The sequence below is a fragment of the Streptomyces sp. 3-6 genome, assembly GCF_056323165.1.
This window is the reverse complement of record NZ_JBWHZP010000001.1, coordinates 836,129-858,701: the sequence shown is the minus strand read 5'-3', so window position 1 is coordinate 858,701 and position 22,573 is coordinate 836,129. Positions and strand designations below refer to the sequence as shown.

Annotated in this window: 18 protein-coding genes; 8 read left to right on the top strand and 10 right to left on the bottom strand. The window is 72.8% G+C overall.

The genetic code is table 11. The features are described 5' to 3' along the window. Positions 1-54 precede the first annotated feature (54 nt). Positions 55-207, top strand: coding sequence for a hypothetical protein (locus tag AC02VZ_RS03545; RefSeq protein WP_432053983.1), 153 nt, complete (start codon positions 55-57; stop codon positions 205-207). Positions 208-783: 576 nt separating this feature from the next. Continuing rightward, a complete protein-coding gene (locus tag AC02VZ_RS03540; RefSeq protein WP_432053984.1) occupies positions 784-1,743 on the top strand; it encodes a hypothetical protein in 960 nt (319 codons plus the stop codon). 158 nt (positions 1,744-1,901) lie between these two features. Here AC02VZ_RS03540 and AC02VZ_RS03535 read toward each other — a convergent pair whose 3' ends face one another. Next, positions 1,902-2,321 carry a Rieske (2Fe-2S) protein gene (locus tag AC02VZ_RS03535; RefSeq protein WP_432053985.1) on the bottom strand — a complete coding sequence of 140 codons (420 nt, stop codon included), beginning with the start codon at positions 2,319-2,321 and terminating at the stop codon, positions 1,902-1,904. A 646-nt stretch (positions 2,322-2,967) separates the two neighbouring features. Between AC02VZ_RS03535 and AC02VZ_RS03530 the strand changes: the two genes are divergently transcribed. Together AC02VZ_RS03530 and AC02VZ_RS03525 are read left to right on the top strand one after the other, a co-directional pair. Beyond that, positions 2,968-4,401 (top strand): LacI family DNA-binding transcriptional regulator, encoded by a 1,434-nt coding sequence (locus AC02VZ_RS03530; protein WP_432053986.1) that lies wholly within the window; start codon positions 2,968-2,970, stop codon positions 4,399-4,401. Beyond that, positions 4,398-5,306: a carbohydrate kinase family protein gene (locus tag AC02VZ_RS03525; protein ID WP_432053987.1), complete on the top strand. Its 909-nt coding sequence runs from the start codon at positions 4,398-4,400 to the stop codon at positions 5,304-5,306. Before AC02VZ_RS03530 ends, AC02VZ_RS03525 begins: the two co-directional genes overlap by 4 nt. Before the next feature lie 141 nt (positions 5,307-5,447). Here the strand turns inward: AC02VZ_RS03525 and uvrA are convergent, their stop codons facing one another. Next, positions 5,448-8,549, bottom strand: a complete 3,102-nt coding sequence (gene uvrA / locus AC02VZ_RS03520; protein ID WP_432053988.1) for an excinuclease ABC subunit UvrA — start codon at positions 8,547-8,549, stop codon at positions 5,448-5,450. A 221-nt stretch (positions 8,550-8,770) separates the two neighbouring features. On the opposite strand from uvrA, the gene AC02VZ_RS03515 reads away from it, so the two are divergent. Beyond that, positions 8,771-9,457: a maleylpyruvate isomerase family mycothiol-dependent enzyme gene (locus tag AC02VZ_RS03515; protein WP_432053989.1), complete on the top strand. Its 687-nt coding sequence runs from the start codon at positions 8,771-8,773 to the stop codon at positions 9,455-9,457. Between the two features lie 114 nt (positions 9,458-9,571). After that, entirely contained in the window at positions 9,572-10,228 is a 657-nt protein-coding gene (locus AC02VZ_RS03510) for an MBL fold metallo-hydrolase (protein ID WP_432053990.1), read from the top strand. Between the two features lie 418 nt (positions 10,229-10,646). Here the strand turns inward: AC02VZ_RS03510 and aroQ are convergent, their stop codons facing one another. The 7 genes from aroQ to AC02VZ_RS03475 form a co-directional block, all read right to left on the bottom strand. Then, a complete protein-coding gene (gene aroQ / locus AC02VZ_RS03505; protein ID WP_432053991.1) occupies positions 10,647-11,120 on the bottom strand; it encodes a type II 3-dehydroquinate dehydratase in 474 nt (157 codons plus the stop codon). A gap of 281 nt (positions 11,121-11,401) precedes the next feature. After that, complete coding sequence (locus tag AC02VZ_RS03500; protein WP_432053992.1) at positions 11,402-12,502, bottom strand: calcium:cation antiporter; 1,101 nt, start codon at positions 12,500-12,502, stop codon at positions 11,402-11,404. 279 nt (positions 12,503-12,781) lie between these two features. Further along, positions 12,782-13,792 (bottom strand): TerC family protein, encoded by a 1,011-nt coding sequence (locus tag AC02VZ_RS03495; RefSeq protein ID WP_432053993.1) that lies wholly within the window; start codon positions 13,790-13,792, stop codon positions 12,782-12,784. Between the two features lie 298 nt (positions 13,793-14,090). Continuing rightward, positions 14,091-16,091 (bottom strand): TerD family protein, encoded by a 2,001-nt coding sequence (locus AC02VZ_RS03490; protein ID WP_432053994.1) that lies wholly within the window; start codon positions 16,089-16,091, stop codon positions 14,091-14,093. 68 nt (positions 16,092-16,159) lie between these two features. Continuing rightward, complete coding sequence (locus AC02VZ_RS03485; RefSeq protein WP_362088943.1) at positions 16,160-16,738, bottom strand: TerD family protein; 579 nt, start codon at positions 16,736-16,738, stop codon at positions 16,160-16,162. Positions 16,739-16,962: 224 nt separating this feature from the next. Next, positions 16,963-19,104: an excinuclease ABC subunit UvrB gene (gene uvrB, locus AC02VZ_RS03480; protein ID WP_432053995.1), complete on the bottom strand. Its 2,142-nt coding sequence runs from the start codon at positions 19,102-19,104 to the stop codon at positions 16,963-16,965. Positions 19,105-19,187: 83 nt separating this feature from the next. Further along, positions 19,188-20,048, bottom strand: a complete 861-nt coding sequence (locus AC02VZ_RS03475) for an MHYT domain-containing protein (RefSeq protein WP_432053996.1) — start codon at positions 20,046-20,048, stop codon at positions 19,188-19,190. A gap of 288 nt (positions 20,049-20,336) precedes the next feature. On the opposite strand from AC02VZ_RS03475, the gene AC02VZ_RS03470 reads away from it, so the two are divergent. Further along, positions 20,337-21,206, top strand: a complete 870-nt coding sequence (locus AC02VZ_RS03470; RefSeq protein ID WP_432053997.1) for a glycerophosphodiester phosphodiesterase — start codon at positions 20,337-20,339, stop codon at positions 21,204-21,206. A gap of 207 nt (positions 21,207-21,413) precedes the next feature. Next, a complete protein-coding gene (locus AC02VZ_RS03465; protein ID WP_432053998.1) occupies positions 21,414-21,977 on the top strand; it encodes a methylated-DNA--[protein]-cysteine S-methyltransferase in 564 nt (187 codons plus the stop codon). A 139-nt stretch (positions 21,978-22,116) separates the two neighbouring features. Here AC02VZ_RS03465 and AC02VZ_RS03460 read toward each other — a convergent pair whose 3' ends face one another. Continuing rightward, positions 22,117-22,545 carry a VOC family protein gene (locus AC02VZ_RS03460; RefSeq protein ID WP_432053999.1) on the bottom strand — a complete coding sequence of 143 codons (429 nt, stop codon included), beginning with the start codon at positions 22,543-22,545 and terminating at the stop codon, positions 22,117-22,119. Between the last annotated feature and the right edge of the window lie 28 nt (positions 22,546-22,573).

Sequence of the window (22,573 nt, the reverse complement as noted above, 5' to 3'; positions counted from 1 at the left end):
GGGACGCCGCGGGACGGACGGTCACGAGTGCGGAGGGCTGGTCGAATGCGACGGATGCGGATCGAGAAACCCCGACGGCCTGCCCGGACCCGCCGGTACGCGGACGAGGCACCGCCCTTCACCGGCTCCCTGGACCCCCGGGACCCCGACATCGTGCGGGCCAAGAGACTCCGGGCACGGGAGCTGGACACCCCCGGCCGGAGCTGAGGAGCGGGAGGGTCGGGTCGCGAGCGGGCGACCCGAGCCGCCCGGGTGGGCGGATCCGGGGCCGGGTGGGTCGGCGGCCCCGCGGCGGCCGCGTAAGCGCTCCAGGTCGATCGCGGGGGCGGTCACGGTCGATCGCGGAGCGGGATGAGGCGCGCCTGCCTCGCGCGGGCCCGGGGTGCTGGTGGTCCGGCAGCCGGGCGGGCGGACGGTCCGGCGGTCGGGCAGCCGGGCGGGCAGACGGTCGGGGGGCGTTTTCAGGACGGCCCTCAGGTGGACGGACGTCCCGGGCGACCTGTCATCCACGGGCACCGACACGACAAAGAGTGCATCACGGGACGGTCGGGAGGGCCGTACCGGCCCCATGGCCGGTACGGCCCTCTCCCGTGTGCGGCGAGTGCCCCGACTGTGCGACCGAGGTGTTGTCGGGACCTGGTCAACACGCTTCAATGCGGGGGAACTCCGGGCTCCGGGCGGCGGCCTCCGGGTGTGAGACCCCCGCCGCACCGGCGGAGCGGCCCGGACGCGGGCGCGAACGGTCCGACCGCCGTTGTGGACATTTCACAGAAAGGCCCCTGCATGCCGCACGCCACACCGCACGCGGACGTCGCCACCGCGGACCTGGACGCGGTTCTGCGCGGCGGCCCCTTCCACGTCGCCCTGCGGGCCGCGATCGCCGCCCGCGGCCTCCCCCTGCAACGGGTGCAGCACCACCTGTCGCGCCACGGCGTGAAGGTCGGTGTCACCAGCCTGAGCTACTGGCAGCAGGGCGCCCGACGCCCGCAGCGCCCGGAGTCACTGCGGGCCGTCCGGGCCCTGGAGGAGATCCTTCAGCTGCCCGAGGAGTCACTCATCCGGCTGCTCGCCGATCCCGGGGAGGCGGCCGGTGAGCGCTCGACGGACCCACGGGCGGGCGGCCGGTCCTACCGCTCGCTGGTGGAGGCGTCCGGGGTGGTGGAGCGGCTGCTCGCCGACTTCGGCGTCCCCCGGGACAGCGGGCTGCACACCCTGGGCGAGCACGAGCGGGTCCGCATCGGCGCGCGCCGTGAACTGGCCGGACGCGAGTCGCACCTCATCGTGCGCGCCCACCTGGACGGCGTGGACCGCTTCGTCGCCGTCCACCACGGCGATCCGGGGGCGGCGCCCGCGCGGATGACCGTGCACGCCCTGGAGAACTGCCGCGCGGGGCGCGTCCGCCGGCACCACGACTCGGGCGTCCTCGCCGTCGAGCTCCTCTTCGACACCCGGCTGCGGGCCGGGGACACCTATCTGTTCCGCTACGCCGTGGAGGACGGCACGGCGGGCATCTCCCGCGAGTACGTCCACCGGACGGACACGCCCGGGGGCCAGTACGCGCTCCAGGTCGGCTTCGACGCCGGGGCCATGCCCGTGCGCTGCCACCGCTTCACCCAGCACACCGCGGCGGCGCCGCGCGGCGGCCGTCAGTCCCTCCCGCTCAGCGGTCGACACCGCTCGGTGCACCTGGTGGAACCGCGCGTCCGGTCGGGATACGTGGGCATCGCCTGGGACTGGGCCTGACGGCCGGCGCGGGCGGGAGCGCCACAGGGCGGGCGACGGGCGGCCGGGGCCACGGCGCCGGCACGGGGCCGCGGTACGGGGGTCGTGGCATCGGCGTGCGCGCGGGGCCGGGCAGTGACGCGGGGCGGCTCCGCCGGTGACCGTCGCCGTCCCGGGGTTCAGGCTTCGGGAGCGGCGACGATGGTTCCGTCCTTCACCTCGACCGTCAGGCGGTCCAGGGGCGCGACAGCCGGTTCGCGCATCGCCTTGCCGGTGGTGACGTCGAACTCGCTGCCGTGGCAGGGACAGATCAGCCTGGTGCCGTCCAGCTTGTTGGCGGGGCACCGCGCGTGGGTGCAGATGGTGCTGTAGGCCGCGAGCGTGCCGTCCTCCGTCCGGCTGACGACGACGTTGTGGTCCGGGTAGAGCCGGGCGGCACCCGCGGCCACCTCCGTCTCGGCACCGAGCTCGACCGGCTCCGTCAGCCCGGTCGGCTTGTCCTCGGCACCGCCGCAGGCGGTGAGCCCCAGCCCGGCGACCGGCGCGAGGGCCACACCCCTCAGGACGGTACGGCGACTCGCGGCGGAACGGGCGGACATCACGGGCTCCTGCTGGTCGGAGGGTCACGGCACGGCGGCGACACACGGCGGCGGCGCGGTGCGGGGGTCGACAGGGACGATACCGGGGGTTCTGGTTCCGGATGACGGGTGGTCCCCGGTGATGGGTGGCCACGGTGATGGGTGGCCCCGGTGACGGCTGGTCCCGGTGACGGGGCGCGGGCGCGCTTCGGCCGCCGGGCGGATTCCTCCTGCGGCCGAACTGGCGAACTGGCCGAACTGGCCGAACGCTTTCGCCGGCGTGACGTCCGGTCGGCCGACCGGGGCCGGGCCGACGGCCTGGACACCGCTCCAGGCCACGTCGGCGTCGCGTCCGGGCACGGGGGTGGACACGGTGGCGGGGTGAGCGCGGTGACGTGGCGGTGGCGGTGGCGGTGGCGGTGGCGGTGGCGGTGGCGGTGGCGGTGGCGGTGGCGGTGGCGGTGACACGTAAGCGCTTGCGCAATCGTTCGCGCAAGCGTTTACGTCACCGCCCGGATGAGCTACCGTCCCGAGCGGGACGGAGAACCGGCGGCCGGCAGCCGTGGCCGCCCGATCGCCGTGCGCCCCCGGCCCCGCGGGGGAGCAGGAGCACGAGGAAGCAAGAGCGGAAGCAAGCAGGAGCCGGAGGAAGGGAACGAGGAGCGCGATGGCGACCATGGCCGACGTGGCGCGGCGGGCCGGTGTCTCCGTCGCGACCGTCTCGCACGTCCTGAACGGCACCCGTGCGGTCCTCCCCCACACCCGCCGGGCGGTCCAGGACGCCGTCGAGGCACTCGGCTACACCCGCAACACGCTGGCCCGCTCCCTGGTGACGTCCCGGACCCGGTCGATCGGGCTGGCCGTCTCGGCGATCAGCAACCCGTACTTCACCGAGATCCTGCAAGGAGTCGAGGCAGCCGCCCTGGAACACGGCTACAGCCTGCTGGTCGCCGACCCGCACGACGACCCGGCGCACGAACTCAGGGCCGCCCGGCTGCTGCACGAGCGCCGGGTGGACGGTGTGATCGTCGCGCCGTCACCGCGCCCGCACGCGCTGGTCGACCACCTCACGCGCCACGGCGTACCGGCGGTGTTCCTGGACCGGCTGGTAGCCCCGCCCAGCAAGCGGGCGCCCGACGACGCACCCCGCCACGACGGATCGCCCCGGACCGACCGGAGCCTCGACGGTGACGGAACGGGCCTCTCCCCGGACACTCCGGGCCTCCCCCAGGAAGAACCGGGGGTCCCCCAGGAAGGGCCGGCCCTCCCCCACGGAAGGGCGGCCGCCGCCCAGGACGGCCCGCGCCTCGACCCGGACGCGCCGGCGCCCGCCCAGGACGGGCAGCCGTTCGACCAGGACGGGCAGCGTCCCGACCGGGACGGGCCCCGCCCCGTCGCCCAGGACGGCCCGCCCTTCGACCAGGTGTGCGCCGAGAACACGGAGCCCACGGCCCGCCTGGTGACCCACCTCGCCGGCCTCGGCCACCGCCGCATCGCGATGGTGGCGGGCCTGCCGGGACTCAGCACCACCGACGAGCGCATCGCCGGTTACCGCCACGGACTCGCGGCGGCCGGACTTCCGTTCGACGAGCGCCTGCTGGTGCACGGCGACTCGGAGTCGGCGGGCGGCGAACGGGCCACCGCGCACCTGCTGGCGTCGGGCGTCTCCCCCACCGCGCTGGTCACCGCGAACAACGCCATGACCATCGGAGCCCTGCGCGCCCTGCGCACCCACGGCCTGACCGTGCCCGACGACCTCGCGCTGTGCTGCTTCGACGACTTCTCCTGGGCGGACCTGTTCTCCCCCCGGCTCACCGCGATCGCCCAGCCCAGCCGGGAGATGGGCATCCGCGCGGTCGAGGTGCTCCTGGACCGCCTCGCCGATCCGGACGCCCCCGCACGGACCGTGCGGCTGCCGTGCACCTTCGTGCACCGCTCGTCCTGCGGCTGCCCGGACGGTCCGGAGGAGCGCACCCCAGCCGGACGGCCCCGCTCGTCCCGCGCACCCGGCGGTCACGAAGGCGGTGCGTCCCGTGTCTCGCCTGGCCCGAGCACGTCCCGTGACACAGCCCGCGCTTCCCGGAAAGGAAACCCTTCGTGATCGTCGTAGCCGGTGAGGCACTGATCGACCTGGTACCGGGCGGAACGGGCGCCCTCGCGCCGTTGACCCCCGCGCTCGGCGGCGGCCCGTACAACACGGCCGTGGCGCTGGGGCGGCTCGGTTCCCCCACCGCCTTCTGCTCCCGTGTCTCGCGGGACGCCTTCGGGGAGGCGCTGCTCGGCCGGCTGCGGGACACGGGCGTCGACGTGTCCGCGGTGCAGCGGGGCGACGAGCCGACGACGCTCGCCCTCGCCACCCTCGGCGCGGACGGCTCGGCGGCGTACTCCTTCTACGTGGAGGGGACCGCGGACCGGCTGTTCACGGCTCCGCGGGCGCTGCCGGCCGGGACGCGGGCGGTGTCCTTCGGCACCTGCTCCCTGGTGCTGGAGCCGGGCGCCGGGGCCTACGAGGAGCTGATGCGCACGGCGTCGGCGCAGGGCGTGTTCACCGCCCTCGACCCCAACATCCGGCCGGGTCTGATCCCGGACGCCGACGCCTACCGGGCCCGGTTCCGCGGCTGGCTGCCGTCGGTGTCGCTGCTGAAGCTGTCCGAGGAGGACGCGCGGTGGCTCGGCGGGAGCCCTCGGGAGTGGCTGGCGGCCGGGCCGGCGGCGGTCGTGCTCACCCGGGGCGGCGACGGACTGGTCGCCTTCACCCGGGACGGCGGCGAGTACGCGGTGCCGGGTGAGCGGGTGCGGGTGGTGGACACGATCGGCGCGGGCGACACGGTGAACGCCGCCCTGCTGCACGGCCTCGCGGCCCGGGGCGCACTGAGCGACGCGGGGGTGGCCGCCCTCGGTGCCGACGGCTGGGCGGGACTGCTCGGCTTCGCCGCCCGGGCGGCGGCGGTCACCTGCTCCCGGGCGGGCGCTGAGCCGCCGTACGCCCACGAACTGGACGGCTGAACCGCGCACCCGGCCGAACGCGCGCCCACGCGCCCCCTCCCGAGGACACTCGGGACGGGACGCGCGGGTGCGCAACGCGGGGGCGCGGTGCCGGGACGAGCGGCAGCCCGCCGGAGCAGCCTTTCGGGGCGGGCCGCCGGGTCAGGCCTTGGCGGCCCGCGGCGCCCGCTTGGCGGCGGTCGTCCTCACCGGCTTCGCGGCCTCCGCCGGCACCGGAACCTCCCCGGCCTCGGCCGCCTCGGCCTTGACCTTGGCCGCCCGGGCCGGCTTCTTCGCCCGGGCAGTGGCCGTCCGGGCGCCCGCGGACGCGGCGACCGTCTTCCCCGCCGCCGTCTTCCTCGCGGCCGTCTTCCCCGCCGCTGTCCTGCGCCGGGCCGGGGCGGGGGTGGCGTCGCTGACCAGCTCCGCGCCGAGGACCTCCCGCAGGAACTTGCCGGTGTGGCTGGTCGGCACGGCGGCGACCTCCTCCGGGGTGCCCTCCGCGACGACCAGACCGCCGCCGGAACCGCCTTCGGGACCCATGTCGACGATCCAGTCGGCGGTCTTGATCACGTCGAGGTTGTGCTCGATGACGATGACCGTGTTGCCCTTGTCGACCAGCCCGGACAGCACCCTCAGGAGCTTGTTGATGTCCTCGAAGTGCAGGCCGGTGGTCGGCTCGTCCAGCACGTAGACCGTGCGGCCGGTGGAGCGCTTCTGCAGCTCGCTGGCGAGCTTCACCCGCTGGGCCTCACCGCCGGACAGGGTCGTCGCCGCCTGGCCGAGCCGGACGTAGCCGAGGCCCACGTCGTTGAGCGTCTTCAGGTGGCGGGAGATCGCCGGGACGGCCTCGAAGAAGTGCATGGCCTCCTCGATCGGCATGTTCAGCACGTCGGCGATGGACTTGCCCTTGTAGTGGACCTCCAGCGTCTCCCGGTTGTACCGGGCGCCGTGGCAGACCTCGCACGGGACGTAGACGTCCGGGAGGAAGTTCATCTCGATCTTGATCGTGCCGTCGCCCGCGCAGTTCTCGCAGCGGCCGCCCTTGACGTTGAAGGAGAAGCGGCCGGGCATGTAGCCGCGCACCTTCGCCTCGGTGGTCTCGGCGAACAGCTTGCGGACGTGGTCGAAGACACCGGTGTACGTGGCCGGGTTGGACCGGGGTGTGCGGCCGATCGGCGACTGGTCGACGTGCACGACCTTGTCGACGAGGTCGTCGCCGTCCACGCGGGTGTGCCGTCCGGGCACGCTGCGGGCGCCGTTCAGCTCGCGGGCCAGATGGGTGTAGAGGATGTCGTTGACCAGCGTCGACTTGCCCGAGCCGGAGACGCCGGTGACCGCGGTGAACACGCCCAGCGGGAAGGACACGTCGATGTCCTGGAGGTTGTTCTCGCGGGCCCCGTGCACGGTGAGCATGCGGGACGGGTCCAGCGGCCGTCGGACGTCGGGCAGCGGGATGGCCTTGCGGCCCGACAGGTACTGGCCGGTCTGCGACTCCTCGGTGGCGAGGAGTTCCTTGAGGGAGCCGCTGTGCACGACCCTGCCGCCGTGCTCGCCGGCGCCGGGACCGATGTCGACGATCCAGTCGGCCATCTTGATCGTGTCCTCGTCGTGCTCGACGACGATGAGCGTGTTGCCCATGTCGCGCAGCCGGACCAGGGTCTCGATCAGCCGGTGGTTGTCGCGCTGGTGGAGTCCGATGGAGGGCTCGTCCAGGACGTAGAGCACGCCGACGAGTCCGGAGCCGATCTGCGTGGCCAGGCGGATGCGCTGGGCCTCACCGCCGGACAGGGTGCCCGCGGCACGGTTGAGGGAGAGGTAGTCCAGGCCGACGTCGACCAGGAAGCGCAGCCGCTCGTTGACCTCCTTCAGCACGCGCTCGGCGATCTTCTTGTCGCGGTCGGTGAGCTTCAGCTCGCCCAGGAAGTCCGCGCAGTCGCTGATGGACATGGCGGAGACCTCGGCGATGGACCTGCCCATGACCGTGACCGCCAGGACGACCGGCTTGAGGCGGGTGCCCTCGCAGGCGGGGCACGGGACCTCGCGCATGTAGCCCTCGAAGCGCTCGCGGCTGGAGTCGCTCTCGGCCTCGCTGTGCCGACGCTTCACGAAGGGGATGGCGCCCTCGAACGCCGTGGTGTAGCGGCGCTCCCTGCCGTAGCGGTTGCGGTAGCGGACCTCGACCTGCGTCTTGTGGCCGTACAGCAGGGCCTTCTTCGCGCGCTGCGGGAGGCCCGCGAAGGGGATGTCGGTGCGGAAGCCGAGCGCGTCGGCCAGGGCTCCGACCAGGCGGTCGAAGTAGTCCTTGGTGTGGCCGTGCGACCAGGGGTGGATGGCGCCCTCGTCGAGGCTCTTGTCCTCGTCGGGCACGATCAGTTCCGGGTCGACCTCCATGCGGGTGCCGATGCCGGTGCACTCCGGGCAGGCGCCGAAGGGCGAGTTGAAGGAGAAGGAACGGGGCTCCAGCTCCTCGAAGGAGAGGTCGTCGTACGGGCAGTACAGGTGCTCCGAGAACATCCGCTCGCGCTCGGGGTCGTCCTCGGGGAGGTCGACGAAGTCGAGCACGACCATGCCGCCGGACAGCCCGAGGGCGGTCTCGACGGAGTCGGTGAGGCGGCGCTTGGCGCTGTCCTTCACGGTGAGGCGGTCGACGACCACCTCGATGGTGTGCTTCTCCTGCTTCTTCAGGGTGGGCGGGTCGGACAGCTGGATGGTCGCGCCGTCCACCCGGGCGCGGGAGTAGCCCTTGGTCTGCAGGTCGGAGAAGAGGTCGACGAACTCGCCCTTGCGCTCCCGCACCAGCGGCGACAGCACCTGGAAGCGGCTGCCCTCCGGGAGCTCCAGCACCCGGTCCACGATGGCCTGCGGCGACTGGCGGGAGATCGGGCGTCCGCACTCGGGGCAGTGCGGCTTGCCGATGCGCGCGAAGAGCAGACGGAGGTAGTCGTAGACCTCGGTGATGGTGCCGACGGTCGAGCGCGGGTTGCGCGAGGTCGACTTCTGGTCGATGGAGACGGCCGGGGAGAGGCCCTCGATGAAGTCGACGTCGGGCTTGTCCATCTGGCCGAGGAACTGCCGGGCGTACGAGGAGAGCGACTCCACGTAACGCCGCTGCCCCTCGGCGAAGATGGTGTCGAAGGCCAGCGAGGACTTGCCCGACCCCGACAGGCCCGTGAAGACGATGAGCGAGTCGCGCGGGAGGTCGAGCGAGACGTTCTTGAGGTTGTGCTCGCGCGCTCCACGGACGATGAGACGGTCGGCCACGCCGGTCCGCACCTTTCTTGAGAGAAGTGACAGGGGCGGGGCCCCCGTCTTCCTCAGACTAGGGGGAGCCACTGACAACGCCGGTCGGATTCACGGTGGACAACAATCCCCGGCCTTCCAGCATGCCCGACGCCACGTCCGACCTTATAGCACGTGCATTCGAATCATGGCCGGTTGTCGCCACCTTCACCCGAAGGTGTGGCGCGACTAATGTCAGCACCATGAATGATCACGCCGATGACCTGGCCTCTGTACGAGCCGCCACCGAACGGCTGCTCACCGCCGTCGCCGCGCTGGACGACACGGCTGTGACCCAGTCGTCGCGCCTGCCGGGCTGGACCCGCGGCCACGTGCTGGCCCATCTCGCGCGCAACGCGGACGCCCTGGTGAACGTCATGGAGGGCCGCCCCATGTACGTCTCCGCCGAGGCGCGGGAGGCCGACATCGAACGGGACGCCCCGCGTCCGCTCGCCGACCAGCTCGCCGACCTGCGCGAGAGCGCGGCCAGCTTCGACGCGGTGTGCGCCGCCGAGTCGGACTGGACGCGCACGGTGGAGCTGCGCAACGGCGTCACCGACCGGGCCGGCCGGGTGCCGTTCCGGCGCTGGGCCGAGGTCGCGCTGCACCACGTGGACCTCGGGATCGGCCACGAGCTGGAGGACCTGCCCGCGGAGTTCGCGGAGCGGGAGATCGACTTCCTGGCGGAGCGGTTCACCGGGCACCGCGACGTGCCCGCCACCCGGATCGGCACCGCGGACGGCCGCTCCTGGACGACCGGCGGGGCGGGGGACGTCCCGGTCGTCGTGCAGGGGAGCCCCGCCGACCTGCTGGGCTGGCTCGCGGGCCGCCGCGACGGCTCCGGCCTGACCGTGAAGAACGGCGCGCTGCCGGCCCTGCCCCCGCTGTGACCGGAGCATGATCGGGCCTGCGCCCCCGCACGGGGAGAACCGCGCCGGTCGCCCCCGCGCGGGGCTGCCCGCGCGGGGGCGACCGGGCGGGCCGTCCGCTATAGGCTGACGGCCATGACGTACAGCGGTCGGGTGACGGTCGGCGGTCCGGCCGACGTGCACGAACTCAAGGACCTGATGATCACCAAGGTCGCGGTCGGTCCCCTGGAGAACAACGCGTACCTGCTGCGGTGCCGGGCCACCGACGAACAGCTGCTGATCGACGCGGCGGACGACGCGCGGACCCTGCTCGGCACCATCGGCGACGACGGCATCGCCGCGGTCGTCACCACCCACCGGCACGGGGACCACTGGCAGGCGCTCGCCGAGGTCGTGGCCGCCACCGGCGCCCGCACCCTGGCCGGCCGGTACGACGCCGAGGGCATCCCGGTGCCCACCGACGTGCTGCTCGACGACGGCGACACGGTCCGGGTCGGGCAGGTGGAACTCACCGCCCGGCACCTCGTCGGCCACACGCCGGGCTCCGTCGCCCTCGTCTACGACGACCCGCACGGGCACCCGCACGTGTTCACCGGGGACTGCCTGTTCCCGGGCGGGGTCGGCAACACCCACCAGGACCCGGAGGCGTTCGCCTCCCTGATCCACGACGTCGAGACCAAGATCTTCGACGTGCTCCCGGACGAGACCTGGGTCTACCCCGGCCACGGGAACGACACCACCCTGGGCGCCGAGCGCCCGCACCTGCCGGAGTGGCGCGCGCGGGGCTGGTGACCCCCGCGGGGCTGGTGACCCCCGTCCTGGACGGGCAGCCCATCGCTGCCCCCGCGCGTCGAGGCACGGCCGGAGCGTCGGCCACCGAGGCGCGGCGCACACCTGGTGTGAACCGTTCGCACGATGTCACGCCCCGCGCACGCTCCCGGCGCGTGGCATAGCGCAGTCAACTGGTGACGTTCCGCTCGGGAGGCCGGCTTCCCGGCGGTCGGGCCGCCGGTCCTCATCCCCGCCCTCGGCCGGCGGCTCCGGGCGGGATCACCGGACGGTCCACCGCCGGGAAGCATGCCGGGCGGCCGGGACGCGGGGCCGCGTTGCGGACGTGAGGCGTCCGCGCCTCCCGGCCTTCGAGCCTGAGGGATACGAGTTCGGTGGCCGAGCCCCTCCTCCGCACACGGCCCCTCGTCCACCGCATCGGTCACGTCTCGGCGCGTGCCGGGCCGGCCAGGGCGGCGATCCGCTCGACGGCGAACACGTACCCCTGCGTCCCGCACCCGACGATGACCCCGTCGGCCCGCAGCGAGACGTAGGAGTGGTGCCGGAACGACTCGCGCTGGTGGATGTTGGAGATGTGGACCTCCACCACCGGCAGGCCGTCACAGGCGTTGAGGGCGTCCAGGATCGCGACCGAGGTGTGCGAGTAGGCGCCGGGGTTGATGACGATCCCGCAGTGGTTCAGCCGGGCCTCCTGAATCCAGTCCACCAGCGCGCCCTCGTGGTTGGACTGCCGCAGGTCCACGGTGCCGCCGTGCGCGGCCGCCGCCTCGGCGCACCGGGCCTCGACGTCGGCGAGCGTGTCGGACCCGTAGATCTCCGGCTGCCGCTGCCCGAGCAGGTTCAGGGTGGGGCCGTTGAGAATCATGATCGGGGCGTTGGCGAGGGTGCGGGGCACGGTTCCTCCGGTCCGTTCGGCGTACGGGCGGGCGGACCCGCCGGGGCCGCCGCTGGGACCCGGTCTATCACGGTGCGCGGCGGACCGGACCGGTCCGGCGCTCACCCCCGATCGACGCCGGGTACCCGCCGGAACCCGCGCCGGGCGACCGTGTCCCGTGCTGTCGCCCTCCTCGGGCCTCGCCGGGGTGTTCCCGCTCCGGTTCGAACTGGGCCTGCGGTGGCTGCGCGCACCGTCTGCGCCGGCCCAGCGGCCACCGGGGTGCTGCGAGGCGACGGGCGCTACGGGTTGAGCGCCAGCTCCATGTAGGCGGCGAACAGCACCAGGTGGACGCCGCCCTGCAGGGGGGTGGCCCGCCCCGGGACCACGGTGAGCGCGCTCACCACGACGGTCAGGGCGAGGAGCACCATGTGCGTGCTGCCGAGTCCGAGGACCAGCGGCCCGGAGAGCCACAGCGAGGCGAGGGCGACTGCCGGGATGGTCAGGCCGATGCTCGCCATGGCCGAGCCGAGCGCCAGGTTCATGCTGGTCTGCACGCGGTCGCGACGCGCGGCGCGGACCGCGGCGATGGTCTCGGGCAGCAGCACCAGCAGGGCGATGATCACACCGACGACGGCGTGATGGAGCCCGGCGGCCTCCACCCCGGACTCGATGGTCGGTGACACTCCTTTGGCGAGGCCGACCACTCCGACCAGGGCGAGTGCCAGCATGCCGAGGCTGATCAGGGCCGTGCGGTTCGACGGGGCCTCGGCGTGCTCCTCGCCCGAGATGACCTCGCCCTGCCGGGTGAGGGGCAGGAAGTAGTCCCGGTGTCTGATGGTCTGGGTGGCGACGAACAGGCCGTAGAGGACCAGTGAGGAGATGGCGGCGAAGGTCAGCTGGACCGGGGAGAACTCGGGGCCGGGCTGGCTCGTGGTGAACGTCGGCAGCACCAGGCTGAGGGTCGCCAGGGTGGCGACCGTGGCGAGGGCGGCTCCGGTGCCCTCCGAGTTGAACACCGCCGTGCCGTGGCGCAGCGAACCCACCAGGAGACTGAGTCCCATGATGCCGTTGCAGGTGATCATCACGGCGGCGAAGACGGTGTCCCGGGCGAGCGTGGCGCTCTTGTCGCCGCCGTCGAGCATCAGGGTGACGATCAGGGCCACCTCGATGACGGTGACGGCGACGGCCAGGACCAGGGAGCCGAACGGTTCGCCGACCCGGTGGGCGACGACCTCCGCGTGGTGCACCGCCGCCAGGACGGAGCCCGCGAGGACGGCGGTCGCCACGCCCACGACGAAACCGGGCAGGTCGCGTCCCCAGGTGAGGACGAGCAGGACGGCCGCCAGCGCCGGTACCAGGATCGTCCACCGTGACGCGAGCGACCTGATCCGAGCGCTCATGCGGCGATCGTCGCAGACCTCCGGACCCGTCGCACTCCGGTCACCGGCGCCCGGAGCACCCGTCCGTTCCACCGTCCTGGTCGCCTCGGGGTCCGTCATGAGTGCGCATGGCCTCCTGTACATGTCGGGGTCGGTCGGTTCCGGGGCGCCGCCCGGGGCGGGGCGGCGCCGGTGATGCGCGGTGGGTCGGCCGTGGGGGCCGGGCCGGTGGACGGCTCGACGCCGGGAGCGGTGGCCGGCGCGTCGCGGCCCGCCGCTCCCGGCGTGGTGCCCGTGCGGTCAGGCGCCGACGCTGTCCTTGTCGCCGCTGCCGGTGTCGCCGCTACCGTCCTTCGCCGCTCCGGCTTCCGCCAGCTTGCGGGAGGCCCGGAGGCTGGTGATCGTCGTGATCACCAGGACGGAGCAGATGACGCCCAGGGAGACCGGGATGCTGATCTCCGGCACGTGGACCCCGGACTCGTGCAGCGCGTGCAGCACCAGCTTCACACCGATGAAGCCGAGGATGACGGACAGGCCGTACGAGAGGTGGACCAGCTTCTTCAGCAGGCCGCCGATCAGGAAGTACAGCTGGCGCAGACCCATGAGGGCGAACGCGTTCGCCGTGAACACGATGTACGGGTCCTGGGTGAGGCCGAAGATCGCGGGGATCGAGTCGAGCGCGAACAGCACGTCCGTGGTGCCGATGGCGAGCATGACGACCAGCATCGGCGTCATGATCCGCTTGCCGTTCTGCTCGATCCACAGCTTGGTGCCGTGGTAGCGGTCGGCGACTCCGAAGCGCCGCTCGGCCGCCTTGAGCAGCTTGTTCTCCTCGAACTCCTCGTCCTCCTGGTCGGCGCGGGCCTCCTGGATGAGCTTCCAGGCCGTCCAGATGAGGAAGGCACCGAAGATGTAGAAGACCCAGGAGAAGCTGGCCAGGATCGCCGCGCCGGCGGCGATGAAGATCGCCCGCAGGACCAGGGCGATGAGGACGCCGACGAGGAGCACCCGCTGCTGGTACTGCGAGGGCACCGCGAACTTCGCCATGATCAGGACGAAGACGAAGAGGTTGTCGACGCTCAGCGACTTCTCGGTGATGAAGCCGGCGAAGAACTCGCCGGCGGGCTGTCCGCCGCCGAAGATCAGCAGGCCGATGCCGAAGAGCACGGCCAGGACGATCCAGACGACCGTCCAGATACCGGCTTCCTTGATGGACACGTCGTGCGGTTTGCGGCCGATGAAGAAGTCGACCGAGATCAGGGCCGCCAGGCCCACGATCGTCAGGACCCACAGGGTCAGGGAAACATCCACTGCGCCTCCGGCAGATACGGTCACGGCAAAAGTCAGCGTCGTCGCTGCCGGAGGTCTCTTCCACCCAGGACTCCGGCGCTTCCCACAGCGCTTGATGAGTCCCGGGCCGACGCCCCGGGATCTGGCCTGATCCGTACTGACGGGGTCACCGCACAGATGGGGAGTACTCCCCTCCGTGCGGTGAACAGTACCCGCATCACCAAGGATTGGTAAAGAGCTGGGTAAAAGGAAAACCAAAGGGGCAGGTCAGGACTTATGTGGCGCTGGTCACAGCCGCTTCGTGGGGCTCACCGGTCGCTCACCGGTTCCAGGCGCGCCGGGCCTCGGACACGCGGGTGAGCACCTGATCGAGCACCGCGCTGCCGGGCGGCACCACCGGCGGCTCGTAGGTCCAGGCGTGCCCGACCCACGGGTCGGCGAGGTGGTCGTCGGCCACCGGCGTCAGCCGCAGCAGCCCGCGCCACAGCGGGTCGAGCAGCGGTCCGTACGCGGCGGCGTCCTCCCGGTCGGCCACCATCATCAGGTGGACGCCCACGGCGGGGCCCTCGTCGGCGAGGTACCGCAGCTGGTTGACGGCCCGGTCGTCGAAGCCGTGCGGGAAGTCGTTGACGATCAGCAGGTGCTGGGAGGTGTCGAAGTCGGGCGGCAGCGCGTCGGGGGCGCCCGCGCGCAGCGCCATCTGCACCAGGTCGACCCGCTGGGTGAGCCTGCCCAGCACGTCCGTCACACCGGCGGCGCCCCGCGCCGGCGGAGCGGCGAGCGCACCGGACCGGGTGAGAGGGGCGAGGGCCTGCGCGCCGGAACCGGCCGGGTCGACGACGTGCACCGTGAACTCGCCCGCCGGATACACGGCGAGCAGCCGGGCCGCGTGCGCCACGGCCGTCTCCAGGGCGAGGCGCCGCAGGTCGTACGCGTCGGTGAAGGACTCGTCGAGCCGGCCGGCGCGTCCGCTGTCGATCCACAGGCCGCGTTCCAGGGGCAGCCGGAGCAGCATCGGGATGCGCACCCGGTCGGCCTCCGGGAGGTGGAGGTCGCCCAGGCGCAGGGCCATGGGGATCTCCATCGGCACCCGGTAGGCGTGCCAGACGGGACTGTCCCAGCGCGCGAAGGCCGGCGGCAGCGCCGGTTCGACGACCTCGGCCTCGGCGATCAGCTGGGCGAGGTCCCGGTCGAGGACCTCACGGGCCTGGTCGACGAGCTGGTCCCGGCGGGCCTGGGCCGCCTCGCGGGCGGCGTCGGCCTGGCCGCCGATCCGGCTGCGCGGGTCGGACAGGACCTGTTCCAGCTCCTTGTCCCTGCGCGACTCGGCGAAGTCGACCGCGCTGCGGTAGGCGGCGGTGGTGCGGGCCAGGTCCTCGAACATGCCCCAGACCTGGTTGTAGAGCCGCTCGTCCAGGGACCAGCCGGTCGCGTCGCCGGCCACCGGAGGGGCCGGCTCGCCGGGCCGGGACGGCGGGGCGGCGGGAGGCGGCGGGGGCGGGGCGGTGTGCTGCCGGCGCGGGTGGCGGTAGTCGACGGGCCCGCCCGCCGGGGACGGGTCGGCCGGGTCGGCCGCGCTCCCGTGGGCGGGCCGCGGCTCGGGCCGGCCCGGCTGCGGCCGGTCCCCGTGGGACGGCCCGGCCGGGCCGGGGGCGCCCGGGGAGGCCGAACCGCTCTGGTCGGCACCGAGGGCCGGGGCGGTGGCCTGGCGGGAACGGTCGCCCTCCGGAGTGCGGGGCGGCGGGGCCTGCACGGAGCGGGCGAGCCCCTGGGCGATGGCCCCGTGCACCTCGGACGCCAGGCGCTGCGCCTCGGCCAGGTCCTGGTCGGCGAGGAGTTCGGCGAGTCCGCCGGCGTATCCCTGGCCGATGGCGCGCACCTTCCAGGCGCCCTGCCGCCGGTAGAGCTCCAGGGCGATGACGGCGGACTCGCTGTCCAGGCCGGTGACGGTGTAGCTGGCGAGCTCGGTGCCGTCCAGGCCCGTGACGGCGACGAAGGGGGCCGCCACGGTGCCGAACCGGGCCGGGCCCGGTCCGCCGCCCGCGGCCGGCAGGGAGAGCAGCACGCTGACGCGGTGCACGGCGTCCGGCAGGGCGTCCAGGTCGACCGCCAGACGGTGGTCGGCGGCGGCCTGCCGGGACACTTCGAGGCCGGGCCGGGTGGGCGCGCCCGGGTGGGCGACCCAGTCCGCGCCGTGGATGCGTCCGTTCTCGTCGCCCAGCGCGGCCGCGGCCACGACCGGTGTGCCGGCCGAGATCCGGACCTCCAGACGGGACCGGGACAGCGGATGGTTCTGTCCCCGCACCAGCTCGGCCGTCATCGCCCTCGTCCCCCTGTGTCGCGTGTGTGGTGTGGTCCCGCCCCCGGATTTCCGGAGCCTGGAGGGCCCTACAGGACCGGCAGGATCGCCGGCATCAGGTCCTGGAAGGTGCGGCCGTTGGCCGGGTTGCCGAGGGCCGTCATCGTCCAGCCGCTGCCCGAGCGGTGCACCTTGGCCATGATCTGGGCGGTGTAGGCGCCGCCACCGGCCAGCGTGTAGCGGGCCAGCTCCTGGCCGTTGGTCTCGTCGACCAGGCGGCAGAAGGCGTTCTGCACCTCCTGGAAGGTCTGGCCGGTGAAGGAGTTCACCGTGAAGACGATCTGGTCGATGTGGACCGGGACCCGGGACAGGTCGACGAGGATGGCCTCGTCGTCGCCGCCCTGGCCGACGCCGCCGACGAGGTTGTCGCCGGTGTGGCGCACCGAGCCGTCGTCGCTGACGAGGTGGCGGAAGAAGACGACGTCGACGGGCTGCTTGTCCGCGAACAGGACGGCGGAGGCGTCCAGGTCGATCTCCCGGGTGCGGGAGCCGAAGAGGCCCCGACGGGGAGCCGCCTGCCACCCGAGACCCATGCGCACCGCGCTCAGGCTGCCGCCGTCGTCCTTCTGCAGACTGATGGCCTGACCCTTGGTCATGTTGACGGTCACGCGCTGATTCCCCTCTCGGATGTCCCCTGTTGCCGCGAGCACCGCGGTTGACGAGAACCCTACGCAGGGGCACTGACAGCGACGCACCCTGGCCCGCACTTTGTGTCGGTCTTGCAACACAGCCCGTCCCCGCCCCCGGGCGGGCGGCACGGCGCGGGGCGCCGGCCGCGCGCCCGGGGGCGGGCCGACGCCGTCAGGGGGCCGTCACGGGCCTCAGCGGGCCGTCAGGACAGGCCCACCTCGCGCATCTGGCGCAGTTCCTTCTTCATCTCGGAGACCTCGTCGCGCAGCCGGGCCGCGATCTCGAACTGGAGTTCCGCGGCGGCGGCGCGCATCCGCGTGGTGAGCTCCTCGATCTGCTCCGCGAGCTCGGCGGCGGGACGGTCCGTCGGCACGCTCGCCCCGGCCTTGCCCCGGGCCGTCCTCGCACCGTTGGCCGCCGCGCCGCCGAGGGCGGGTACGGGGGCCTTGGTGCCGCCGCCGTCCTTGCGCTGCTTGCGGTACCCGGTGCCGAGCAGCTGCTCGGTGTCGACGTCCTCGCGGGCGATCTGGGCGACGATGTCGTTGATCTTCTTGCGGAGCGGCTGGGGGTCGATGCCGTTCTCCTGGTTGTACGCGATCTGCTTTTCCCGGCGGCGGTTGGTCTCGTCGATGGCCTTCTCCATCGCCGGGGTGATCTTGTCGGCGTACATGTGGACCTGTCCGGAGACGTTGCGCGCGGCCCGGCCGATGGTCTGGATCAGGGACGTGCCGGAGCGCAGGAAGCCCTCCTTGTCGGCGTCCAGGATCGCCACCAGGGACACCTCGGGCAGGTCGAGGCCCTCACGGAGCAGGTTGATGCCGACGAGCACGTCGTACTCGCCGCTGCGCAGCTCCCGCAGCAGTTCCACGCGGCGCAGGGTGTCGACGTCACTGTGCAGGTAGCGGACCTGGATGCCGAGCTCCAGGAAGTAGTCGGTGAGGTCCTCGGCCATCTTCTTGGTGAGCGTGGTGACCAGGACGCGTTCGTCCTTCTCGACGCGGGTGCGGATCTCGTGCACCAGGTCGTCGATCTGGCCCTCGGTGGACTTGACGACGACTTCCGGGTCGACGAGGCCGGTGGGACGGATGATCTGTTCGACGACGCCGTCCGAGCGGGACAGCTCGTACTGCCCGGGGGTGGCCGACAGGTAGACGGTCTGGCCGATGCGCTCCTGGAACTCCTCCCACTTCAGAGGCCGGTTGTCCAGGGCGGAGGGCAGCCGGAAACCGTGGTCGACGAGGGTCCGCTTACGGGAGGCGTCGCCCTCGTACATGGCGCCGATCTGCGGGACCGTGACGTGCGACTCGTCGATGACCAGCAGGAAGTCGTCCGGGAAGTAGTCCAGCAGGGTGTTGGGCGGGGAGCCGGGCAGGCGGCCGTCGAAGTGCATCGAGTAGTTCTCGACGCCGGAGCAGGTGCCGATCTGGCGGAGCATCTCCAGGTCGTAGGTGGTGCGCATGCGCAGCCGCTGCGCCTCCAGCAGTTTGCCCTGGCGCTCCAGCTCGGTGAGGCGCTCGGCCAGCTCCTTCTCGATGTCGTTGACCGCGCGCTCCATGCGCTCCGGGCCCGCGACGTAGTGGGAGGCCGGGAAGACGTACAGCTGCTGGTCGTCGCTGACGATCTCGCCGGTGACGGGATGCAGGGTGGACAGCGCCTCGATCTCGTCGCCGAACATCTCGATGCGGACGGCGAGCTCCTCGTACACCGGGAAGATCTCGATGGTGTCGCCGCGGACGCGGAAGGTGCCGCGGCTGAAGGCCATGTCGTTGCGCGTGTACTGGATGTCGACGAAGCGGCGCAGCAGCTGGTCCCGGTCGATCTCCTCGCCGACCCGCAGCGGGACCATGCGGTCCACGTACTCCTGGGGCGTGCCCAGGCCGTAGATGCAGGACACGGAGGCGACCACGACCACGTCACGGCGGGTGAGCAGGGAGTTGGTCGCGGAGTGCCGCAGCCGCTCCACCTCCTCGTTGATCGAGGAGTCCTTCTCGATGTAGGTGTCCGACTGCGGGACGTACGCCTCGGGCTGGTAGTAGTCGTAGTACGAGACGAAGTACTCGACCGCGTTGTTCGGCAGGAGCTCGCGGAACTCGTTGGCCAGCTGGGCGGCCAGCGTCTTGTTCGGCGCCATCACCAGGGTGGGACGCTGGAGCTTCTCGATCATCCACGCGGTGGTGGCGGACTTGCCGGTGCCGGTCGCGCCCAGCAGGACGACATCCTTCTCGCCGCCTTGGATGCGCCGGGCGAGGTCGGCGATGGCCGCAGGCTGGTCGCCGTTCGGCTGGTAGGGGCTGACGACCTCGAAGGGCGCCACCGTGCGTTCGATGTGGGAAACGGGCCGCATGCCATCAACGGTACGACCCGTCACTGACAACGGGTCCCGGCAACGGTCCCGGCCGGCGTTCCCACGCGGTCGCCCGCCGCCGGTCAGCGCTTCTGCGGGGTGCGGTGCCGGTGCTCGACGGGCCCGCGGGCGCGCGGCCGGGGGCGCGCCGGGGAGTGGCGCAGGTCCGGGTGGGCCGGGATGCCGGGCCGGCGCTCGCGCACCGGGGCGGGGCCGCCGGTGATCACCAGCGGATCGAAGATCACCAGCAGGCCGAGCAGGACCAGGAACGCCAGCGGCCCGATCAGCATGGGGCCCAGCAGGGTGGCCGCGGTCTCGCCGGTGGCGGGGGCGGTGGCGCCGTGGACGTGGACCTCCAGGGCGGCCATGCCGGTGTAGTGCATCCCGGTGACGGCGAGGCCCATCACGAGGGAGGCGCCGACGCTCCACCGCAGACCCTTGACCTGTCCGGCCGCCCAGAGGGCGGCGGTGGCGGCGGCCATGGCGATGACCACGGACACGGCGACGAGGAGGGTGTCGTACTCCAGCGCCCCGTCGAGGTGCATGCTCGCCATGCCCAGGTAGTGCATGGAGGCGATGCCCAGCCCGGTGATGGTGCCGCCGGTGAACAGGGCGGTGCCGGCCGCTCCCCGGTAGCCGACGATGAAGGTGCCGATGCCGACCATGACGACGGCGACGGCGAGGCTCGCGAAGGTCGTCGGCACGTCGTAGCGGATCGGGGTGCCCTCGATGGTGAAGCCCATCATGGCGATGAAGTGCATGGTCCAGATGCCCGAACCGATGGCCGCCGAGCCGAGCGCCAGCCAGGCCGCGCGCCGGGACCGGGACGCGGTCAGGGACCGGGTCGTGCAGCGCAGTCCCAGGGCGCCGCCGAGGCAGGCCATGAGGTAGGCCACGAGCGGTGTGACCAGGCCGTAGCTGAAACCGTCGACGGTGCCTTGCATGCGCGGTGCCCTTCCCGCCGTTGTTTCGCCCTGGAACTCCCGATACGACCCCCGTCCCAGGACCGCACCGGCGGCCAGGGTAGACGCAGAGAGTATGACCGCCACCGGAATGGTCGAACGACTTTCCGGCAAAGAAACACGCCCTCACCCCAGTTGTGAGCCAGTGGTGTGCGGAGTTGGGGAAGTCGCGTTCATTCTGTGGCCATCCTGCGCCCCTTTCACGTTGACCGACCGATGTCACAGTTGAACGGTCCGTGATGTCCGGATTACCGCACGTGAGGAGTACGCATGCACGCGCGTTCCGTCACCGCATCGATCACCGCACTCCTGGGGGCCGCCGCCCTCCTGTTCCCCATGTCCCCGGCCGGTGCCGCCGACACGGGCGGCACACCGCTGGTCGTCGCCCATCGGGGCGGCTCCGGTTACGCGCCGGAGAACACGCTGGCGGCCGTCGACCGGGCGGCGGCGCTGGGCTTCGAGTGGGTGGAGAACGACGTACAGCGCACCAAGGACGGCACGCTGGTGGTCGTCCACGACGACAACCTGCGGCGCACCACCGATGCCGAGGAGGTCTTCCCGGGCCGGTCGCCGTGGAAGGTGAAGGACTTCACCGCCGCGGAGATCGCCCGACTGGACGCGGGCAGCTGGTTCTCGCCGTCCTTCCGGGGCACGCGCGTTCCGACGCTGGAGCAGTTCGTTCGCCGGGTGGAGCGGCACGGCCAGAAGCTGCTGCTGGAGATCAAGAACCCCGAGCTGTACCCCGGCATCGAGCGGGACACCCTGAAGGTCCTCGCCAACGAGGGCTGGCTGGACCGCCGGCACGTCGGGGACCGGCTGGTCGTGCAGAGCTTCAGCGCGGCCAGCGTGCGCACCGTCCACGAGCTGAAGCCCGCGGTCCGGACGGGACTGCTCGGGAAGCCCCCGGTGGGCGACCTGCCCGGCTACGCGGCCTTCGCCGACCAGATCAACCCGTCGTACACGTCCCTGACGAGCGGCTACGTCGCCGCCGTGCAGTCCTTCCGGGGACCGCACGGCTCGCCGCTCGAGGTGCAGACCTGGACCGTGAACGACGCCGCCGCCGCACGGCGGGTGGCCGGCTACGGCGTCGACGGCATCATCAGCAACGTCCCGGACGTGGTGCGGGACGCGGTGGGCTGACCCGGACGCGGTGGGCTGACCCGGACGTGGTGGGCTGACCCGGACGTGGTGGGCTGACCCGGACGCGGTCCCGGCCGGGCACCCTCGCGGCCGTGGCCGCCGCCCGGGGGTGCCCGGCGGGTCCCCGGCGGGTCCCCTGCGGGCCGGGGGTGCCCGGCGGGTCCCCTGCGCCACCGGGTTGTCGGTGGCGGGCCGTACCGTGGGCGCATGAGCAGTCACGGGCAGGACGGGCAGCGCGACGGCGCACCGGTGTGGGCCGTCGTGGAGACGGACATCGGCCCGCTGATGCTGGCCGCCACCGGGGCGGGCCTGGTCAACGTCGTGTTCCACGCCACGGCCGCGGTGCGCGACCGCGCGCTGGAGCGGCTGACCGAACGGCTCGGCGCCGCCCCGGTCGAGGATCCCGCCGCTCCCCTGCTCGCCGAGGCGATACGCCAGGTCCAGGCGTATCTGGCGGGTGAGCGGCACACCTTCGACGTGCCGCTTGACTGGTCGCTGATATCGGGCTTCAACCGGGCGGTCCTGCGCGAGCTCGCCACCGGGGTGCCCTTCGGCGAGGTGGTCGGCTACGGCGACCTGGCACGGCGGGTCGGCCGGCCCGGCGGTGCCCAGGCCGTGGGCATGGCGATGGGGGCCAATCCGCTGCCGGTCGTCGTGCCCTGCCACCGCGTGGTGGAGAGCGACGGCGGGATCGGCGGCTTCGGGGGCGGGCTGGAGACCAAGCGGCGGCTGCTCGCCCTGGAGGGTGTCCTGCCCGAGCCGTTGTTCTGACCGGGACCGCCTCGGCGGGCGGGGCTGGCCGGAGGCGACCGGGGTCGGGCGTGGGCAGCCGGGAACGGAGCGGGGTCGGGCCCGTTCAGGAGGCCGGACCCGTTCAGGCGAGGCCAGCCCCGTTCAGGCGGGTTCCGGTTCAGTCGTAGTGGCGTGCTTCGAACACGTTGCCGTCGGGGTCGCGGAAGTAGAAGCTGCGCTTGGCCGGGCCGCGCGCCCCGAAGGAGTCATGGGAGAAGTCCGTCAGCGGCACCGAGCGTTCCACGAGCCGGTCCCGGAGCGCGTCGAAGTCCGTGGCGGGCAGCGACAGGCAGACGTGGTTGACGGGGTGCCCCGAACTGTCGGCGGCCCCGGGCAGCATGGTCATGCGCCGGGCCGTCTCCGTCGGCATCAGGTCGATGATCGTGTCGTCGTTGACCCGGACCGACGGGAAGGGGGCCGCTCCCGCGGAGAACTCGGCGAGCCGGACCGGTTCGAGACCGACCGCCTCGGCGTAGAAGTGTGCGGCGGCGACGGGATCGCGCACCCAGAGGACGACGTGGTCGAGGCGTGCCGTGTGATCCGTCATGTGTCCCAGGCTGCGGGACCACCGCGCC

What these genes read in the sequence shown, in the direction of transcription:
- AC02VZ_RS03545 (WP_432053983.1), top strand. Translation starts at nt 55, where the DNA reads ATGCGGATCGAGAAACCCCGACGGCCTGCCCGGACCCGCCGGTACGCG.
- AC02VZ_RS03540 (WP_432053984.1), top strand. Translation starts at nt 784, where the DNA reads ATGCCGCACGCCACACCGCACGCGGACGTCGCCACCGCGGACCTGGAC.
- AC02VZ_RS03535 (WP_432053985.1), bottom strand. Translation starts at nt 2,321, where the DNA reads ATGTCCGCCCGTTCCGCCGCGAGTCGCCGTACCGTCCTGAGGGGTGTG.
- AC02VZ_RS03530 (WP_432053986.1), top strand. Translation starts at nt 2,968, where the DNA reads ATGGCGACCATGGCCGACGTGGCGCGGCGGGCCGGTGTCTCCGTCGCG.
- AC02VZ_RS03515 (WP_432053989.1), top strand. Translation starts at nt 8,771, where the DNA reads ATGAATGATCACGCCGATGACCTGGCCTCTGTACGAGCCGCCACCGAA.
- AC02VZ_RS03510 (WP_432053990.1), top strand. Translation starts at nt 9,572, where the DNA reads ATGACGTACAGCGGTCGGGTGACGGTCGGCGGTCCGGCCGACGTGCAC.
- AC02VZ_RS03500 (WP_432053992.1), bottom strand. Translation starts at nt 12,502, where the DNA reads ATGAGCGCTCGGATCAGGTCGCTCGCGTCACGGTGGACGATCCTGGTA.
- AC02VZ_RS03490 (WP_432053994.1), bottom strand. Translation starts at nt 16,091, where the DNA reads ATGACGGCCGAGCTGGTGCGGGGACAGAACCATCCGCTGTCCCGGTCC.
- uvrB (WP_432053995.1), bottom strand. Translation starts at nt 19,104, where the DNA reads ATGCGGCCCGTTTCCCACATCGAACGCACGGTGGCGCCCTTCGAGGTC.
- AC02VZ_RS03475 (WP_432053996.1), bottom strand. Translation starts at nt 20,048, where the DNA reads ATGCAAGGCACCGTCGACGGTTTCAGCTACGGCCTGGTCACACCGCTC.
- AC02VZ_RS03470 (WP_432053997.1), top strand. Translation starts at nt 20,337, where the DNA reads ATGCACGCGCGTTCCGTCACCGCATCGATCACCGCACTCCTGGGGGCC.
- AC02VZ_RS03465 (WP_432053998.1), top strand. Translation starts at nt 21,414, where the DNA reads ATGAGCAGTCACGGGCAGGACGGGCAGCGCGACGGCGCACCGGTGTGG.
- AC02VZ_RS03460 (WP_432053999.1), bottom strand. Translation starts at nt 22,545, where the DNA reads ATGACGGATCACACGGCACGCCTCGACCACGTCGTCCTCTGGGTGCGC.